The following is a 17,875-nucleotide window of genomic DNA, read 5'->3' as shown; positions in this document are numbered from 1 at the left end:
AGCAGTTCAGATGAGTGACGAACTCGGTAAGGATAGGGCCTCCCACGGTCATCATGCGGGCGGTGTGCAGTCTCTGGGTGAGGAGCACGACCATTGTTCTCATCAGACACACGGGAATTCCAGTGCTTCCGCGCCTGAAGACCACGTGGGGCATACGCACAGCCATGGACACGCCTCCCCCGGCCCGACGACACAACTGAAAGACCCGGTCTGCGGCATGTCGGTCACGGCGGATTCGCAGTTCCATAGCGAACACGAAGGGGTTCGCTACTTCTTCTGCAGTGAATCGTGCCAGAAGAAGTTCGAGGGGGAACCTCTGAAGTATGTCGCTCCCGCATTGGCCGACTCGGTTTCCGCCACCGCAGAGGGTACTATCTATACTTGTCCGATGCACCCGGAGGTTCGTCAAGATCACCCGGGAAGCTGTCCAAGGTGCGGCATGACACTGGAGCCGATAATCCCAGGTCTAGACGAGGAGGAAAATCCAGAACTCGTCGATTTCAGTCATCGCTTCTGGTGGACGCTCCCGCTGACGGTCGTCGTGTTCATTCTGGCGATGTTCGGGCATCAGCTTCACCTGATGGAAGTGTCCACCCAGAGTTGGGTGGAGCTGGTTCTTGCTACCCCCGTGGTCCTCTGGGCGGGCCTACCGTTCTTCCAGCGCTGCATGCGGTCATTCGTCAATCGCAGCCCGAACATGTGGACGCTGATTGGGCTTGGCACCGGCGCCGCGTATCTCTACAGCGTGATTGCGACGGTCGCTCCTGGACTCTTTCCCGAGACTTTTGCTGCCCACGGTCGAATCGGTGTGTATTTCGAGGCCGCTGCCGTCATCATCTCCCTTACGCTGGTTGGCCAGTTGTTGGAGCTGAAGGCACGGTCGCAAACGTCGGCTGCTATCAAGTCGCTGCTCGGCCTGGCACCAAAGACGGCGCGACGCATCAATGTGGATGGCACCGAGGAAGACGTGCCGCAGACACACGTCCATGTTGGGGACACGCTTCGCGTACGGCCAGGCGAGAAAGTGCCGGTGGACGGCGTTGTGATTGAAGGCGCGAGCTCGCTGGATGAGTCAATGATTACCGGGGAGCCGATTCCTGTTACCAAGCGAGTGGGTGACCATGTCATCGGCGCGACGATGAACACGTCCGGTAGCTTGGTCATCAAATCGGAAAAAGTTGGCTCTCAGACCGTGTTGTCGCAAATCATTCAGATGGTCGCACAGGCGCAACGCTCCAAGGCGCCGATGCAGAGGATGGCGGATAAGGTCGCGGGAGTGTTCGTTGTCGGGGTAGTAGCAGTTGCGCTCCTGACTTTTTTCGCGTGGGGCTTCTTCGGCCCGGAGCCGAGTTGGCTGTATGGCCTCATCAATGCTGTCGCTGTGCTCATCATCGCATGCCCGTGTGCGCTTGGACTCGCCACGCCGATGTCCATCATGGTGGCAAGTGGCAAGGGTGCGTCGAACGGTATTCTGTTCCGTGATGCGGCTGCCATTGAAAATCTACGAAGGGTGGACACGCTGATTGTCGACAAAACCGGCACCCTGACTGAGGGCCGTCCCACGTTCGAGCGGGCGATCGGCACGAATGGTGTCACGGAAGAGGAAGTTCTGCGGTTAGCCGCAAGCCTAGACCAGGGCAGCGAGCATCCTCTTGCCGCCACCATTGTTGAGGCGGCTCGCCAGCGCAATCTGGCACTCGAGAAAGCAGAGAACTTCGAATCTGGCACGGGCATCGGGGTGCGAGGGATTGTTGCGGGCAGGAAGCTAGCACTCGGCAACACGGCGCTGATGCAAGCCGAGGGAGTCGGTACCGATTCCCTTGCCGGCGATGGTGACCCCCTACGCGCTCAGGGCGCCAGCGTCATGTATCTTGCCGTCGACGGAAAGTTAGCTGGGATTCTCGCCGTGTCAGACCCCGTGAAACCCACTACGCCGGAGGCGCTCGCCAGGCTGAGAGAGGTGGGCATCCGGATTGTGATGGCCACCGGGGACGGCGTGGTGACGGCAAAATCCGTGGCTGCAAAGCTGGGTATTGGTGAGTTCCACGGCGAGGTGAAGCCGGCCGACAAGCTGGCGCTGGTCTCGAAGTTCCAGGCGGAAGGTAGAGTTGTTGCGATGGCCGGCGACGGCATCAACGACGCGCCGGCGCTCGCGAAGGCCGATGTGGGCATTGCCATGGGCACGGGTACCGATGTCGCAATGAACAGCGCTCAGGTGACCCTTGTCAAAGGGGACCTGCGTGGCATTGCCCGCGCGCGGGAGTTGTCAGAGGCAACAATCTGGAACATGAAGCAGAACCTCGGATTTGCCTTTGTCTACAACGCCTTGGGTGTACCGCTGGCGGCAGGGGTCTTGTACGCTTCTACCGGTTGGTTGCTATCCCCCATGATAGCTGCGCTGACGATGAGCCTCAGTTCTGCCTCGGTAGTCTCGAATGCATTGCGACTGCGGAAGGCGAAGATTTAATGTATGCGTGCCGGTGCGGGCTAGAGCGTGTTATGCACTTTGAAGAATGGGTGCGGCATGTACGAGCATGAGCATAGCGAAAACAACGAAATGCAAACCGGCCAGGGTTTCGGGAAAATGCTCGTAGGCGCGTGCGAGTCGGCGGACTCGATTTGCCCAGCCGAAGCTGCGTTCACGCGCGGAGGACGCCATTGCCGCCGACATAGGCATCGTGGACGCGTACCGTCAACCCCGGCGCAATCCCAATCTGTGCGTCCCAAACGAAGCCCGGTCTTCGGGTCACTCCCCGTTGTTGCGACGTGAATGGCTTCCAATTTTCGCCTTTTTGGCCCAGGTTGAAGGTGCCGATGTGCCCCACCATCGCAGCACTGATGATGCGTTGGACATCCTCCAACACCGCACGGAAGCCGCGCTGTACCGGCGAGGGAATGCCTTCGAGTTCACGTGCATCGTAGTACGATGGGCTCGGCGGCAGGCGGGCTGCTTCCAGACGATTCAGTAGCATCCGAGTAGCTTCAGCCCAGCGCGCATTTCCAAATGCCGTAAGGCCACGTGCTACCGTCGCCAGCACCGCAAGTGCGATGATCAGACCGGTGATCCGCAGCATTTGTGCCCCACTATTGACGGCACGCCAGACTAGACCATCACGGCTTGCACTGGTCGTTGCATGGACAAGGACATCCTCGGCCCGAGGCCGAAGCGGACCACCAGATCGGGGCGGTGGTTCCTCAAGCTGAACGTTGTGGCGGGCTTCGATGGGATCGCCCCGATCTCACAAGCGAGGCCGGCAAGACGGACTTCCGCCTACTGGTCTACGGCCGCGTCCTGGATGCCTCCTTGGCGGCTCAGCAGGTGACGAGATCCGTATGGCCAAAGCCCTTGGAGTAGTCGAGCACGGAAATGACTGTCGGAGTTACCCGGAATATGCGGACATCCTCCGGAGTCGGCATTGGCATTGGCAACGGAATCTGCTCGGGATACTTCAAGGGGAGCATATGCAAGATTTTCTTCGCCTCACCCCGATCGGTTGCCAGTTGCGCGTGCGCCGCCATGGACAGACCGGTAATCGCCATCATATCCGGCGTGTCGTGATCGATCGTCAGCGAGACACGATCATCTCGTGCCAGATTTGCCGCCTTTTGGCTGCCCAAACCACAGAGGAAGTAGAGGGTGAGCCCCTCGTTTCGCAACATCGTCGCGGCAAACGCCAAGCACTGGCTCGTAACGCGTTCAGTGTCGAAGTTCTTGGGGCCGGACATGCGGGTGGCGATCGCCGTGGGTGATGCGTTGACCGTGGCGCGGATCGCACGCGCGCAGGCGTATGCGATGGGCTGGGTCAGTTCGCTGCTACAGCGGCTCGTAGGCGGCATGCTTCAGCAGCCGGCCATTCTGTCGCTAGTTCGGGACGCCGGGCGCGTCTATCGGCACCGCTATACCTACATGCAGAAGGCGCTGCGCGACATCGGTATCGAGACAGGCGGCACCGCCGGCTTCAATATCTGGGTGCCTTGCTCGGACGAGGCTTCTGTCGCGCAGAGCCTGCTCAGCAGCGGCTGGCGTATCCGCACCGGCACGGATTTTACGCTGGAGAGCGCGCCGGGGTTTCGCGTGACGACCGCTGCGCTAGATAAGAACGCCGTCGATGCTTTCGTGGCTGCCCTCGCCAGTGCGTTGACCAGCCAGCCGCAATCACTCGCCTGACGCCCCCCTCCCACCCGACAAGCAGCGCTGCCTGGACCGCACCGTGTCTCCACACACCTGGCGAAGGCCGGGAAGTGCTAGCGGCGCCGGCCGCGGGATTGAACAGCTCGTCGGACGGCATGTGCTTCTCCGTGCCAATGAAAGTAAGATCGGTATTGGAGCGCACTGCACATATCCCATTCAGTTCAGCCCAGATAGGCTCCACCTAATGCGGTCCGCCTCGGTTGACGATCGAATAGCGCGCGCTGAACGCCTAGTTAGGCGCGAACCGGTACGCGTTCCAGCATGAATGGCAGGTCGAGTTCTCGAAGCACACTATGCGGGACGAGCGAACCGGCCGCCCCCGGTATAGAACATTCTCACAGGGCAGCGTCCTGCTGGCGCTAGGACTTCCGGACGGTAGCCATCGTTTCGCGTCGGGCCCGCGCGCACCAGTGAACGAGACGAACCGACCCAGGCCCGTGACGATATCTTTCGAGCGCAATATCATCGAAGCGCTCGAGTTTGAGGCGCTGGCACGGGAGCGATTGGTAGCTACCGCGGTCGGTCTCCCGGGCGGCTTCTCGCATGGCTAGTAATCGAGTGCCTCAATCTTACGCGTGTGCATCATGCCGGCCCAACCGCGTTTCCGCGAGGGCCGATGAGGCCGATCCGCATCGATCGGGGCGCGGGAGATTGTGTCCGCGATCGGTATGCATCCAACCTCACCACCCCATCGGATCCAAGCCCTTACGCCGTCCTCCTTGCACAAAGCGGACGGCAGTGCCGACAATTCCTTTCGTAAAGGGACGATAAAAGCGCGCCCTAGGCGACAGGTTGTCACGGCCCAACAAGATGTCTGAGATCGGGAAGCTCCTGTGGCGTTTCGGTGAAGCTATTGTGATAAGGCAGAGGATTTTTTGCGCAGCGGAGACGGCGCAATGGTCGGCAAGGGCGCGCGGTGCACGCCCCGTCTTCACTGCGCAAAAAAAGTCTTTGAGCTAAACCGCTCCACGGGCAGTGGTGTCGATGGGCATTGAATCGATGCGTCTGCGGGGGCCATTGACGCCATTGCGAAAGTAGCAGGCGCGAATGGAAGAAGTCCAGCGGCTTATCACTGGCGCTCACTCATTGAGGCCTTGATTTACTGCCTCAAGACGCTCGCAATTGCCTGTGGGCGCGCAAGGTCGGCTCCCGGGCGATCGAGGTAGCGATCCGCGTGGGCGTGCTCAATTGCATGACGACGCTCGCCCGCCCTCATTCCGTCCGTATCGCGTGAATTCAAGATCAGAGCGGCACCTCTGTCTTCAACTCGATTTATGCAACAAGGTCCATAAGCGTCGACACTGAATCGCGCTGCCTTCGGATGAAGAAGTATGCGGGGGAGGCCTTCATAGATATGCCGGTAGATCGCGCCCCGCACACGAATGCTCGTACCCCTTGGAGACTGTTCGAATAGGCAAGGGGCAATGCTCCAAAGGCCCTCTCTTGAGTGAGGGGGGGAGGCCAATGCGCTAGAACGCGTGGCGAATACCTATGACGGCGCCCAGCTGATTGCTCCCGGGCGGCGTATTGCCGAAGCCAGAGCCTGCGGAACTCAGCCCAAGATTCGAGGAGCCCTTATTTTTTGTATAGCCCGCAGTAATGTAGGCATCGGTGCGTTTAGATAAAGTGTACTTGGCCATGGCAACAAACAGCCATGGATCGGCGGAGGTGTTCTTGAAGTCCTGATAGTACGCGGCGATCCCGATGGAAATCGGCCGCTTCAGCTGCCAGATAAGGCCAGTCCACCAGAGGTTGGAGCCCTGATTCGCGGCACCTTGGGGCGCACCCGCTAGTACTGCGCCATCGTATGCTCGAGCCCAGCGATATCCTAGGAACGCCTGCAGAGAATGCCACCTATACGTACCTGCAGCCACTGCGCGGCGGGTTTTTGCATCCGGATTAACGGTCAAGGTGCCTATATTGACCTCATCATACACCGCACCGAGCGCAAATGAACTGCTGGAATAATTCAACCGTACACCGTACTCGCTGCCGAGCTTGCTGTTGCCTGGAACTTCACTGCCATTGGCAACGCTACTGTCATAGCCAAAGCTGTACATCGCGGAGGCAGTGAGTCCACCGAACGTACCGATGTACTTTGCGGTGTTATCCGCTCGCCCAACGAAAGCAACATCGTGGGTGATAACTGAGTACTTCGGTGCCAGCAGCATCGGTTCAAAGTTGGCGCTGAAGTCGAAGATTAGGTTCTGCTGACGACCGAAGAGCACTCGCCCCAACGCGCCATCCAGACCAACATACGCGGAGCGCCCAAACAACCTGCCCCCTTGTGCGGATCGGCCTGTATCGGTGTCGAATCCACTGTCGAGGAGGAAGACCGCTTTCAGCCCCGATCCAAGATCTTCCGTCCCACGCAGACCCCACCGCGAACCCGCAACGTTACCGGAACTCAATCGCACGACATCTCCTCTAGCGGTCTGACGGTTGGCGTACTCAATCCCTGCATCAACCACACCATAAAGTGTGATGTTGGTTTGTGCAGCAGCCGAGGCTGCTGCGAGCGCCCCCGCCGTCAAAGCGACTAACTTTCCTTTCATTCGACTCCTCCTAATAATAGTTGTGCGTCTCAATAGTTGGAAACTTGAATATGTCCTCTTCCTTCCCTTTGGTCGAATTGACACATGACCTGGAAAGTCAGGTATCGGGGAGCCTCACCCAGTCAGTGTCGGGTGGGATAAGGCGACGGCGCAGCTGGCGTGAAGGCAGCATGGAGCAGAATCTTGCCTGCTGCCACCATCAGGCCTGCCGGCCGGGCCAGCCATTCCTTCCACCTCCCGTCAGCAGCAGGGCGGTCCGTGGGGCGCATCCGGTCCGCGAAGCTCTCAAATCTGCAGAGATGGACCACCTGATTGAGCGGCCTGATTTCCGTGTAGTGGCGGCCCAACCAGCGCCCAGGCATTCGACGTGCACGTCTACACCATGTTCGCCGTACAAACGGATGAATTCGCGCAGATTCCGGGGGCAACTGTAGATGTTCGAATTTCGAGCAGAATTTCACGTTGTTCCTTCGATACGCGCATAGCCGGACTTTGCACCGAACACCTTTTCTCGCTGCGACCAGTCATGGCTCTGGGACCACAGGTCGAGTACCCTTGGCGCCTCGTGCTCGAACTCCTTGAGCCGTTGCGGCGGACACGTGCGGGCGGTCAACTCGAGTCGGTGCCCCGATGGATCGAAGAAGTAGATCGAGAGAATGAAGTCATCGTGGTTAGTCGGCCCAACGACTGTCAGGCCCTTGGCTTCCAGCTCCGCCTTCGATCGCGAGAGTACCTCCGTGTTCTCGACCTCGAAGGCGAAGTGCTGGATCCAGTCGGGCGAATCCAGGTCCTTCATATTGCCCGGGTCGCGCGGACACTCGAAGAAGGCGATGTTGCTGCCATCTTCCATCTCAAAAAAGATGTGGACGTGGGGGCTGAACTGGCCCGTTGACGGCACATGGTCTTCCCCCATTGCGTGCGCGAACTTGAGGCCTAGCACCTCCGTATAAAAACGTGTCGTCTCGACCGCGTCCTTGCACCGGAATGCTGCATGATGCAACTTCTTGCAAAGCATGACTCTCTCCCGCTGGTGATTGAACTGGTTGGGGCAGCTGGCGCGTTACCGCTGCTGTATCTGCTGCTCGATCGCGCCGAACACTGATTGACCCGCGGAATCCAGTATCTCGATGTGGATCGTGTCGCCGTGGCGCAGGAACGGCGTCTTCGGCGAGCCGGACTCGAGCTCCTCGTCGAAGCGGGCCTCTGCTACACACGCATAACCCGTCTCCTGGTCTTGGTTTGAGACTGCGCCGGCCCCCACGATCGTGCCCGCGCTCAAGCTGCGTGTGCGAGCGGCGTGTGCGATTAGTTCTGGATATGTAAAGAACATGTCCTTGCCGGTATTCGCATTGCCCATCCGGCCGCCATTCAAGCAGGATATGATCGGCAGCGAGAGTTTCTTACCATCCCACGCCTTGCCCAGTTCGTCCGGGGTCACTGCCACGGGAGAGAACGAACTGGTCGGTTTGGCTTGAAGGAATCCGAAACCCTTGGGTAGTTCCGTCCGGGTCAGTGAACGCAAGGTATAGTCGTTCAGAAGCATGATCAGCTTGATGTGGGGAACGGCCTCGGTGGCGGTGGTACCCATCGGCACGTCGTCGGTCACCACGGCGACCTCTGCCTCGTAGTCAAGTCCGAGATCTTCCGCCGGGCAGACCATAGGATCGCGAGGACCATCGAAGCGATCCGAGAGGCCCTGATACATCAACGGATCGGACTTGTAGTTTGGGGGCATTGCTGCGCCCCGGGCTTTGCGGGCCTTCTCCATGTGGTGGAGATAGACGGACCCATCGAGAAACTGGAACGCTCGCGGGAAAGGGCTGGCCAGCGCGCCTATATCGAGGTTGAAGGCATCCAGACAATCATTCTGCTGCAGCCGCGCTGATACTTGCTGCAGGAGTGGTTCGCAACGATCCCAATCCTCGATCGCCTGCTGCATCGTCGCGGCGATGGCGGACACCTGCACGGCACGGGTAAGTTCGCGATTGACCACGACGAGGGTGCCGTCGCGTCCCCCAATCTTCAAGCTTGCCAGTTTCATCTCCAATCCTCACTGTTGGGAATTTCTGAATGTCACTCGCGCACGTAGTTGGCAGTACGCACGACGCCATTCCATCGCATCACATCGCGACCGACCTGGGCGTTCATCTCTTCGGGCGTCGAAGGGCGCGCCTCGCCCGCAACCGCCGCTTCGATCTTTGCTTTCAATTCCGGGTTAGCCAGGAGTGTCCGTATCGCCTTGTTCAGGCGCGTCACTACCGGCTCTGGAGTTCCTTTTGGTGCCAAGAAGCCGAGCCAGGTGCGCACGTCAAATCCGGGAACGCCGCTTTCGGCGATCGTAGGTACTCCGGGGAATGCAGCCCATCGGTCGCTCGACGTCACGGCCAAGGCACGGAGGCGGCTGGCGTCGCCATACGTCTTGAATGCAGCGGCCGACAAGAGAGCCACGGGGATGTCGCCGGCCAGCAGCGAGTTTGCGAGATCTGCCTCTCCCTTGTAGGGCACATGCAGTAGCCGAATATTCTCCGCAGTCTGCAGAGATTCCATGGCCAGATGCTGCGTCGTACCCACCCCGGCAGAGCCAAAAGCTATCGAATCTGGCTTTGTCTTCGCCATGTCAATCAGGTCACGAAACGTTTTGGCTGAATGGTCGGGACGCACCGCGAGCACGAAGCGATAGTTGACCACCATTGACACCATCTGGAAGTCTTTGACCGCATCGAAGGGCGGCTTCTTGTATACCGCGTTCGATACGGCATGTCCTCCCGTCACGAGGCCAATCGTGTAGCCGTCCGGGGTCGCGCTGGCGACAGTCTTCGCAGCGATGTTGCCGCCGAAGCCCGGTTTTGTCTCCACGACGAACGGAGCCTTTAACTCCTGTGTCATCGACTGGGCGGCAATGCGCGCGACCACGTCCGCCGCGCCCCCGGGCGGAAAGCCGTGAATGATGCGGACGGGGCGACTCGGGTAATCGTTCGCCAATGCCGGCCCTGCGGCGGCGAAGACAGTGGCAGCAAGCAGGGCCCGGATGATCGTGTTGCGGAACATGGTACTTGTCTCCTGCTCATGAAGAAAGGGGGGGGAGTCCGAGCTCATTTGCGACGCGCGTGAGCGCCCGCAGTGTCTGGTCGGATAGGGGGACTCCTGTGCTGCGGCGTCGGACCAACAGTGTGTTGCCTCGTTCTCCCGGAGCGTGGATGCAGTCGACGCCTTCGGCTCGTGGCAGCGCCGTGATGGCGGAGGCAAGCACGTCCACTTGCAGGCAGAACTCCTGTGGATCGCCAAATCCCGCCGGGTCGACGGCTATGGCCAGGGCATTCATCGGGCGAGCGGGGTCGAAGGCGCCCTGCAACGCTGGGGCGACGAGCGGCCGACGGACGAACAGGCTCGTGAGGCACTCGATCATCAGTGACAGCCCCGCGCCCTTCGCGCCTGCCATAGGTGAGAGGGTGGTGATCGCGGATGGATCGGTCGTCGGCTGGCCCGCATCGTCGAGTCCCCAGTCGTGCGGAACGCTTGAGCCTTGCTGCCGCGCCTGAAGTATCTTTCCCATCGCGACATTCGACGTGGCGAAGTCCAGGACGAGCGGGGCCGCATCTTTGCGGGGCACTGCGATCGCCAGCGGGTTCGTCGATACCGCCGCAGAGCGTGAGCCGGGGTAGGCCATCATCGGCTGGGAAGCGCTCATCGTCAGTGCGATCATCCCTTGGCTGGCAGCCGCCTGTGCGAAGTAACCGATTGCGCCGCAGTGGGTGAGGTCCCTCACTGCGCACCAGCCGACTCGCAGCCGACGTGCCCGGTCTACTGCCAGTTGCATCGCCGCAGTCATCGCCACCGGGCCGGGGCCGAACCCTGCGTCGAGAACCTGCAAGGCTCCGTCGTCGGCTGTCACCGACATCTTTGCGCGCGGGTTGATGTCACCCTTTCGAATGTGCTCCACGTACGAGGGGACACGCAGCACGCCATGGGATGACACTCCGCGAAGGTCTGCCCACACTAGCACTTCAGCCCAGGTTCGCGCTTGTTGCTCTTCAACGCCGAGGGCGCGAAAGACTCGCGTGGTGAATGCCAGCAAGTCTTCTGGCAGAATAGTCTCGGAGGTACGTGGCTGCTGCACGGCTTGTCTCTCTTTCGAACCGGCGGTTGCGCAGGATGGCTTGCCGTTGACACGGATTATGTGCCGGTCGTCGTCAGCCATGCTTCGAAGTTTTGCGCGAGGTCGCAGCTTCGATAAGAATTCGGTAACTCAACGCGGATGACTGCATGCATCTCGACCCTAAGCACCTGGTGCAACTGCACACGATAGTGGAGCTAGGATCCTTCGCGCTTGCCGCGGAGTATCTGTCTCTGACTCAACCGGCCCTGAGTAGGAACATACGGTTGCTCGAGGAGCGTGTCGGAGCGCGCCTGCTGCACCGCGGCAGGCACGGCGCTACACCGACGGAGCTGGGACGGTTGTTAAGTGCGAAGGGTCGCGTGTTGCGCGAGTTGCTGGACGAAGCAGGAAAGACGGCATCTGCAATTCGTGCGGGGGAACTGGGCCAGTTGCGGCTGGGGCTCTCGTTCGGCGTCGCGAGCGAATTCCTGGCTGAGCCGATCGGTACCTTCCTGCAGAAGGTACCGAAGGCTTCGGTTCAAACGACGGTGGGGCCCACGCCCCTGTTGCTTGATCGGCTCGGAGAGGGAGAACTGGACCTCGTCGTCGGTGGAGTCCAGCTGGTTCCCGAGAGCGCCGGCATCGAATTCAAGCCGCTCATAGCCAATCGGCTCGCCGTGGTTGCGCGCGCCAAGCATCCGTTCGCCAGTCGCGGCCGCGGGTCGCTGGACGCACTTCGCGCCGCCCGCTGGATTGTGCGGCCCAAGACCGATCCCTTGCAGGTCGACATCGCGAGCGCGATGACGTCCATTGGTCTGACCTACGAAAACGTGGCACTGGAGACTCCTACCGAGGCGCTCGCGCTGGCCATCCTGGCCCGGACCGACCTACTGATGCTCGTGCCGTACGCAACGGCACAGAGTTTCCTCTCCACAGGAAATTTCGTCGAGATCGCAGTTCCGATCGATATTCCACTGCGGCCGCTTGGGGTGGCGCAGCATGCCGATCGTACCAGCGGCCCGACCGTGCGAGCATTTCTGGAAATACTGTGGGCCTGGGCGCAGCTGAAGTCTGGCTGAACGCCGATGCATGCATGCGTCTTAGCTTGCAATTTTCTTATGGAAGGCCGTGGTACGCCTAATCTGTTGATTGGACCGAGCGGGGGACGGGCAGTACATTGTGCTCACCCCAACAAGCCGCTTTGCCCACATGGCCATTCAGAACATCCAACACTTTGCACTGACCGTGCCCGACCTGCTTGTTGCGCAAGCTTTTTATCGCGACTTTGGGCTCGACGCCGTCGAGCGCGACGGACGCCTCGTCTGCCGCTGCTTCGGGCGGGACCAGGACCAGGTTGTGCTGGTCGAAGGCCCGCGCAAGCGCTTGAACTACGTCAGCTTCGGCACTGACGAGGAGGGGCTCGGGGAAGCCATGCGTCGGCTCGAGTCGGCATCGGTGAAGATCATCGACCCGCCGCGCGACGTTCGTGGTGAAGGTCTGTGGTTCCGTGACTTCGACGGCATGCTCACTAACCTGCGCGTGGCTGCAGAGGCCCCCTGGGACACCAATTCCCGCGTAACCTTCAATACTTTGCAGGCCCGGCGCGCCCGAGCTGGTAGGACGGAGTTGATCGAGGAGCGCCCGGTGAAGCCCCGGCGGCTCGGCCATATTGTCACTTTTTCCTCTGACCCATTCCGGAAGGTGGACTTCTACAACCGGATGTTCGACATGAAGCTGTCGGACCGGGTGGCAGATTTCCTGAGTTTCTTGCACGCAGCGAACGGCAGCGACCACCATGTGATTGCGTTCGGCAAGTCGACGACCTACGGTCTGCACCATGCCGGGTTCGATGTGGGCAGCAGTGACGAAGTCGCTGCCGGCGGCCAGATCCTCATGGACAAGGGCTACGTGCCATCCTGGGGACCCGGCCGGCATTTCGTCGGTTCCAACGCTTTCATGTATGTGCGAGACCCGTGGAACAGTCTGCACGAGTACTTCGCCGACATCGACTACATCGGCAGGGGTCACCCGTGGGAACCCAGTGACTGGAAGGAGGTCGGCACGCGCAGCATTTGGGGCGCTCCCGAACCGCGTGATTTCGCGACCAATTTCGAGGCCATCCACCTTCGCTGAATGATGGTGACGCGGAGATATTGCATGCGTACGAAAGTAGAGATTCCTTCTGACGGGCTGAAGCTAGCGGGTGTCCTTGATATTCCGGAAAATTATGTCGCCGGCACCCGCAGACCGGCAGTGATCGTGCTGCACGGATTTGGCGGCAACAAGGATGGCGTGACACACGTAGCTGAGGCGGATTTTTATCGCCGGCTAGGCTACGTGGTACTCCGCATGGACATGCGTGGATGCGGAGACAGCGAAGGTATTCGCGGTCGCATCCTGTGCCACGATCAGGTGGCTGACACGCGGAATGCCTTAACGTGGCTCGCTGCCCGCGAGGAAGTCCTGCCGCGCGCGGTCTTGGTCAGCGGGCAGAGCTTTGGCGGCGCCATTGCGCTCTGTGCAGGAGCAGTGGACGAACGCTTCGCTGCCGTGGTTTCGATAGGGGGCTGGGGGAACGGCGAGCGGAAATTCCGTGGCCAGCACGCATCTCCCGAGGCCTGGAGACAGTTCTCAGCATTGCTAGACGCCGGTCGTCGTGCGAGGCAGGAAGGTCGGTTGATGACGATCAGCCGATGGGACATCGTTCCGGTGCCAGAGGAGAAGCGCAAGAACTTGCCGGCCGGCGCGATCATGGACTTTCCCGTGGAAAGCGCGCTGAGCATGCATGACTTCAAGGCGGAAGAAGTCGTCGCTTTCATCTCGCCCCGGCCTCTGCTTATCGCACATGGGGCGGCCGATTCCGTGACCCCAAACGAACAGGCGCTTGAGCTTTTCCGGCGAGCTGGAAAGGGAGCTGAGTTGCTCGTCCTCTCCGGCATGGACCACTTCCCATTCGTCGATGAGAATCTGCGGCTTCAGCGGCACTTGGAAGGCTGGCTGTGCCAGTATTTTCCGCCGAAAGTTTACTGAGAAAGCGCACACAGGAGACTCAATGTCCAATTCTTTTTCCCTTCCGCGCTCCGTTGGCGAGTTCCTCGCCCGCTCACACTCGCAACTTGTCGACGGGGCATGGGTCGAGAGCACAGGCTACGGCCGCATCGATGTGCTAGACCCCGGGACCGAACAGATCCTGACGACTGTGGCGCGCGGAACGTCAGAAGACGTCGAGCGGGCGGTTCGCGCCGCGGACGCTGCGCTGAGACGGCCGGTATGGCGGGAGATGAACCCGACCGCGCGCGAAGCCATGCTCCACCGATTCGCCGATGTGGTCGAAGCACACGCGGACGAACTTGCCCTGCTCGAGTCGCTGGACGTCGGTATGCCGTTGGCGGCCGCGCGGCATTTCGCAGTCGAGAACGTGGTCGCCACGATGCGCTACATGGCCGGCTGGCCAACCAAGGTGGCGGGCAGGAGCTTCGATGTCGCGCCTCCTGGCAGCCTGGAACGGATGCTGGCCTTCACGGTGCGTGAACCGGTCGGCGTAGTGGCGGCGATAATTCCGTGGAACACGCCCCTGATGATTGCCACCTGGAAGATCACGCCTGCGCTTGCGGCCGGTTGCACCGTCGTTCTCAAGCCCTCCGAAGTGGCCCCGCTGACCTCACTGCGGCTAGGTGAACTCGCCCTGGAGGCGGGACTCCCACCGGGCGTTCTGAATATCGTGACCGGTTTCGGAACGGAAGTGGGGGACCAACTGGTGCGCCACCCGTGCGTGAAGAAGATCTCGTTTACCGGCTCCAGCCGCGTCGGCAAGGAGATACAGAAGGTCGCCGCGGATCCGCTCAAGAAGGTTACGCTGGAAATGGGCGGCAAGTCGCCGGTGATCCTGCTCGACGACGCCGATCTAGATCGTGCACTGCCACAGATTGCCCAAGGTGTCTTCGCCAACAGCGGACAGACTTGTGTCGCGGGTTCCCGCCTCTACGTTTGCAAGGACATCCTGGAAGAGGTCGTCGCCAAGCTCACTTCCATCGTCCAGAGCCAGCGGCTGGGCCACGGGCTTGATCCGGAAGTCACGCTCGGCCCGTTGGTATCGCGCGAGCAGCAGGAGAAGGTGCAGAGCTACATCGAGAACGCTAGGACGGAATGCGCGCACGTCATCGAGGGGCCGGGACGCGCGGGCCCCGGATATTTTGTTCCGCCCACTGTACTGGTGGGCGTGCACCAGACGTCGCCAGCCGCGCGGGAAGAGATCTTCGGTCCCGTGCTCGCCGTCATCCCTTTCGAGCGAGAGGATGAGGTCCTCCCGCTCGCCAACGACAGCGAGTACGGTCTCTCCTCCTATGTGTGGGGCAAGGACATTACGCGCATCTTGAACCTTGTGCGCGGTCTGGAAGCAGGAAACGTGTTCGTGAACGCCAGCCCTTTCCCGGACCCCAAGCTCCCGTTTGGCGGCATCAAGCAGTCGGGCATTGGCAAGGAAATGGGACAGGAAACCGTCGAGCAGTACCTGGAAACGAAGTCCGTCGTGATTGGCGCCTGAATGAACCCGAATTCCTCTGTTCCCATCTACCATCCACGCGTCATCAGCGGTTATCACGCGCACGTCTACTTCGACGAGTCGTCCTGGCCGGCGGCGAATGCGCTCTACGACTTGGTTCCCCGGCTGTTCGCTGTCTCTATGGGCGGAGTACTCGACCATCCATTCGGCCCCCACCCGAAGCCGATGTACCAGATCTCCTTTGCGCCGGAGCAGTTCGAAGCGTTCGTTCCATGGCTGATGCTGAACCGGCTCTGCCTGAGCGTTCTTGTCCATCCGCTGCTGAACGACGAGGTGCTGGAACATAAGTTTTTTGCGTTCTGGCTAGGAGAACCCCTTCCGCTTAGGCTGGAAGGTCTGCGAACGTTCCAAGCCGGCGACGAAGTACGCAATCCCTGGTAGGTGACCGCCAACAGCGACTGCGTTTGAGCGCACTTTCCACCATCCCACGAAAGAGGAAAAACCATGAACAAGCTTGATGTCGTCGGATTCTGCGGCAGCCTGCGTGCTGGCTCGCTGAACCGCCTGGCCCTGAACCTAGCGGGCGAACTGATGCCCGAAACAGTGCAAATGGATACGCTGGACTGGCGCGAAGTTCCCATCTTCGACACCGACGTGCTGGCGAAAGGCTTCCCGCCCGTCGTCCAGGCTCTGCGCGAGCGCATCCGGCGCGCCGACGGGGTTGTGATTGCCACGCCGGAGTACAATTTCTCGATCCCTGGCGGCTTCAAGAACCTGCTCGACTGGCTAAGCCGAGGCGACGACCAGCCGCTCGCGGGCAAGCCAGTTGCCATACTGAGCGCCTCACCCGGCCCGTTGGGCGGCGCGCGCGTTCAGTATGACCTGCGGCGCGTGCTGCTGTTCGTGAACTCCATGGTTCTCGCAAAGCCCGAAGTGTTCATGGGTATGGCTGCCGCCAAGTTCGATTCCACGGGGAAATGCACCGACGAGGCTACAAGGAAGTTCGTCGGCGCGCAGATGACGGCATTCGAGAAGTGGATCCGTGGCGTTAAGGCCATGCACCTAGTGGGCTGAGCGATTCAGCGCCATCGGAACGAAAGTGAGGATGGTGCTTTCCTTTCCACGGCGGTCAACAGGGGGCAAACGAAGACTTGGTTGTCCTCACTCTTCCGAGTCGATCATATTGTGCGATGAAAGAGGCGTGGTATTGCGTTGCCGGGCCGTCTAATCATGGGCCTGTCCGACACTTCGAAATTGGCTGAGAGCCGGCCGGACGCTGGCCGGGCGTGGACAGCACCAGGACGCGGCTGGCGCCCAGCGCCTCGATCTCGGCGCCGAACTGGCCCAGCGCGCCGGCGCCGAATACCACGTGCTGTGGATGGCTTTGATAGGTCACAACTTGCCCGCCGCGGACGAGGCACGCGCACGATGGGCCTTGCGCCACTCGGGTGGCCCTGACGCGGGCGTACGACGATCGCGCTGCCGCCCGATGTCGCTGAACAGCTGCGTGACGAAGTCGATGAACAGTCGCACATGCGGAATGCGCCGGACGCTGGGTGGATAGAGCAGATTCACCGGCGGCACATCGGGCTGCTGCCAATCAGCCAACGCGGGCACTAGTGCGCCGGTGGATAGCTCCCTGCCTGGACGCTGATGCCAGTCCAGCAGGCGCACGATGCCGGCGCCTGCCGCAGCGACATTGATCACCATGTCCCGGTGCGCGTTGTCCGTGAGCAACCAGCCTCCTACGGGAGCCGAGACCCGTTCATCCCCCTTGTGGAAGTCTCATCCATCCATCAATGTTCCGGTGTTGCCGCGGACCGCCAGACACTGGTGCTGTTTCAGCTCACGCGGATGTTGCGGCACTCCGCGTGCGGCCCAATACGCGGGAGCAGCGCAGACCACAAAGTTTGCGGCGCCTATCTGACAGTGGACGAGATTGCCAGTGTGGTCAGGCCAGTCCAGCACGAGGACCACATCGACGCCTCGACACACCTCGACGTTGGTGTCGATGAGATAGCGCATGTCGAGCTGGATGTCCGGGTAGAGTGCGTTGAACCGGGGGAGTACCGTGGTTAGGCATTGCTGGGCGATCACTGGCTGGACGCCGACGACGACGGTGCCACGCGCCCGCGAGTTGGCGGACATGGCCAGCTGTTCCGCCTTGGCCAGGATGGTCAGCGCGGGCTGGCATGCCTCTAGGGAAAGACTAATTAATCAGCGCGGCAGTCATCGTTGAGTGGCTTGTAAGCGTTGTCATGTGCATGCCCAAGAGATGAATCGAAGATGAAGCGACAGATCAGTTTTGCGGAGGCGGAAAGCCACGGCAAGAAGCGGGTGACGCGCCGCGAGCGCTTCCTGACGGAGATGGAAAGCGTGGTGCCGTGGTCGCGCCTGATTGCGGCGGTACGAGCCGTACTACCCTAATCTTACAGTGTCATAAAAAATAGTGCGTTATATGTGCTTCTAATTCAAGGTGGAAGTGCATGAGTACAAGCGACCGATTTGCGGAGTATATGAACTACTTGGCA

19 protein-coding genes and 3 pseudogenes are annotated in these 17,875 nt (G+C 60.7%); 10 read left to right on the top strand and 12 right to left on the bottom strand.

The genetic code is table 11. The features are described 5' to 3' along the window. The first annotated feature begins 10 nt into the window (after positions 1 to 10). On the top strand, positions 11 to 2,467 hold the full coding sequence (locus tag AC07XB_RS32040) for a heavy metal translocating P-type ATPase (protein WP_492831266.1): 2,457 nt from the start codon (positions 11 to 13) through the stop codon (positions 2,465 to 2,467). Between the two features lie 30 nt (positions 2,468 to 2,497). Here the strand turns inward: AC07XB_RS32040 and AC07XB_RS32035 are convergent. The 3 genes and pseudogenes from AC07XB_RS32035 to AC07XB_RS32025 all read right to left on the bottom strand — a co-directional run. Then, positions 2,498 to 2,641: pseudogene (locus AC07XB_RS32035) on the bottom strand (transposase family protein); the annotation flags it as partial. Further along, complete coding sequence (locus AC07XB_RS32030) at positions 2,640 to 2,972, bottom strand: DUF6920 family protein (RefSeq protein WP_494752816.1); 333 nt, start codon at positions 2,970 to 2,972, stop codon at positions 2,640 to 2,642. The pseudogene AC07XB_RS32035 and the gene AC07XB_RS32030, both read right to left, overlap by 2 nt. 340 nt (positions 2,973 to 3,312) lie before the next feature. Then, a complete protein-coding gene (locus AC07XB_RS32025; RefSeq protein WP_492831268.1) occupies positions 3,313 to 3,726 on the bottom strand; it encodes a pyridoxamine 5'-phosphate oxidase family protein in 414 nt (137 codons plus the stop codon). Here AC07XB_RS32025 and AC07XB_RS32020 point away from each other — a divergent pair. After that, on the top strand, positions 3,725 to 4,168 hold the full coding sequence (locus tag AC07XB_RS32020; RefSeq protein ID WP_492831269.1) for an aminotransferase class I/II-fold pyridoxal phosphate-dependent enzyme: 444 nt from the start codon (positions 3,725 to 3,727) through the stop codon (positions 4,166 to 4,168). The genes AC07XB_RS32025 and AC07XB_RS32020 overlap by 2 nt on opposite strands. Positions 4,169 to 5,205: 1,037 nt before the next feature. Continuing rightward, positions 5,206 to 5,426: pseudogene (locus tag AC07XB_RS32015) on the top strand (IS5/IS1182 family transposase); the annotation flags it as partial. 235 nt (positions 5,427 to 5,661) lie between these two features. On the opposite strand, the gene AC07XB_RS32010 reads toward AC07XB_RS32015, so the two are convergent. From AC07XB_RS32010 to AC07XB_RS31985, 6 genes are all read right to left on the bottom strand, one after another. Beyond that, positions 5,662 to 6,747, bottom strand: coding sequence for a porin (locus AC07XB_RS32010; protein ID WP_492831270.1), 1,086 nt, complete (start codon positions 6,745 to 6,747; stop codon positions 5,662 to 5,664). Positions 6,748 to 6,869: 122 nt separating this feature from the next. Next, positions 6,870 to 7,208, bottom strand: a complete 339-nt coding sequence (locus AC07XB_RS32005) for an NIPSNAP family protein (protein ID WP_492831271.1) — start codon at positions 7,206 to 7,208, stop codon at positions 6,870 to 6,872. After that, on the bottom strand, positions 7,205 to 7,762 hold the full coding sequence (locus AC07XB_RS32000) for a VOC family protein (protein WP_492831272.1): 558 nt from the start codon (positions 7,760 to 7,762) through the stop codon (positions 7,205 to 7,207). Before AC07XB_RS32000 ends, AC07XB_RS32005 begins: the two co-directional genes overlap by 4 nt. Positions 7,763 to 7,807: 45 nt before the next feature. Then, positions 7,808 to 8,788, bottom strand: coding sequence for a fumarylacetoacetate hydrolase family protein (locus tag AC07XB_RS31995; RefSeq protein ID WP_492831273.1), 981 nt, complete (start codon positions 8,786 to 8,788; stop codon positions 7,808 to 7,810). A gap of 32 nt (positions 8,789 to 8,820) precedes the next feature. Further along, complete coding sequence (locus AC07XB_RS31990; RefSeq protein WP_492831274.1) at positions 8,821 to 9,795, bottom strand: tripartite tricarboxylate transporter substrate binding protein; 975 nt, start codon at positions 9,793 to 9,795, stop codon at positions 8,821 to 8,823. 16 nt (positions 9,796 to 9,811) lie between these two features. Beyond that, positions 9,812 to 10,945 (bottom strand): Ldh family oxidoreductase, encoded by a 1,134-nt coding sequence (locus tag AC07XB_RS31985; RefSeq protein ID WP_492831275.1) that lies wholly within the window; start codon positions 10,943 to 10,945, stop codon positions 9,812 to 9,814. A 65-nt stretch (positions 10,946 to 11,010) separates the two neighbouring features. Here AC07XB_RS31985 and AC07XB_RS31980 point away from each other — a divergent pair, with 65 nt between their 5' ends. The 6 genes from AC07XB_RS31980 (at position 11,011) to AC07XB_RS31955 (ending at position 16,418) form a co-directional block, all read left to right on the top strand. After that, positions 11,011 to 11,922: a LysR family transcriptional regulator gene (locus AC07XB_RS31980; RefSeq protein ID WP_492831276.1), complete on the top strand. Its 912-nt coding sequence runs from the start codon at positions 11,011 to 11,013 to the stop codon at positions 11,920 to 11,922. A 130-nt stretch (positions 11,923 to 12,052) separates the two neighbouring features. Next, on the top strand, positions 12,053 to 12,976 hold the full coding sequence (locus AC07XB_RS31975; protein ID WP_492831277.1) for a VOC family protein: 924 nt from the start codon (positions 12,053 to 12,055) through the stop codon (positions 12,974 to 12,976). Between the two features lie 24 nt (positions 12,977 to 13,000). Beyond that, positions 13,001 to 13,873, top strand: coding sequence for an alpha/beta hydrolase (locus AC07XB_RS31970; protein ID WP_492831278.1), 873 nt, complete (start codon positions 13,001 to 13,003; stop codon positions 13,871 to 13,873). 22 nt (positions 13,874 to 13,895) lie between these two features. Next, positions 13,896 to 15,386, top strand: a complete 1,491-nt coding sequence (locus AC07XB_RS31965; protein ID WP_492831279.1) for an aldehyde dehydrogenase family protein — start codon at positions 13,896 to 13,898, stop codon at positions 15,384 to 15,386. Then, positions 15,387 to 15,785: a DOPA 4,5-dioxygenase family protein gene (locus tag AC07XB_RS31960; RefSeq protein ID WP_492831280.1), complete on the top strand. Its 399-nt coding sequence runs from the start codon at positions 15,387 to 15,389 to the stop codon at positions 15,783 to 15,785. A 63-nt stretch (positions 15,786 to 15,848) separates the two neighbouring features. Then, complete coding sequence (locus AC07XB_RS31955; protein ID WP_492831281.1) at positions 15,849 to 16,418, top strand: NADPH-dependent FMN reductase; 570 nt, start codon at positions 15,849 to 15,851, stop codon at positions 16,416 to 16,418. 154 nt (positions 16,419 to 16,572) lie between these two features. On the opposite strand, the gene AC07XB_RS31950 is transcribed toward AC07XB_RS31955, so the two are convergent. The 3 genes from AC07XB_RS31950 to AC07XB_RS31940 are packed head-to-tail and all read right to left on the bottom strand — an operon-like array spanning position 16,573 to position 17,492. Further along, on the bottom strand, positions 16,573 to 16,740 hold the full coding sequence (locus AC07XB_RS31950) for a hypothetical protein (RefSeq protein ID WP_492831282.1): 168 nt from the start codon (positions 16,738 to 16,740) through the stop codon (positions 16,573 to 16,575). Next, entirely contained in the window at positions 16,737 to 17,081 is a 345-nt protein-coding gene (locus AC07XB_RS31945) for a type 2 periplasmic-binding domain-containing protein (RefSeq protein ID WP_492831283.1), read from the bottom strand. Before AC07XB_RS31945 ends, AC07XB_RS31950 begins: the two co-directional genes overlap by 4 nt. A gap of 48 nt (positions 17,082 to 17,129) precedes the next feature. Continuing rightward, complete coding sequence (locus AC07XB_RS31940; RefSeq protein ID WP_492831284.1) at positions 17,130 to 17,492, bottom strand: LysR substrate-binding domain-containing protein; 363 nt, start codon at positions 17,490 to 17,492, stop codon at positions 17,130 to 17,132. Between the two features lie 138 nt (positions 17,493 to 17,630). On the opposite strand from AC07XB_RS31940, the pseudogene AC07XB_RS31935 reads away from it, so the two are divergent. Further along, positions 17,631 to 17,769 (top strand): annotated as a pseudogene (locus AC07XB_RS31935) (IS5/IS1182 family transposase); the annotation flags it as partial. Positions 17,770 to 17,875 lie beyond the last annotated feature (106 nt).

This window comes from Cupriavidus sp. GW821-FHT02F09 (genome assembly GCF_059421605.1).
This window is presented reverse-complemented; position numbering and strand designations above follow the sequence as displayed.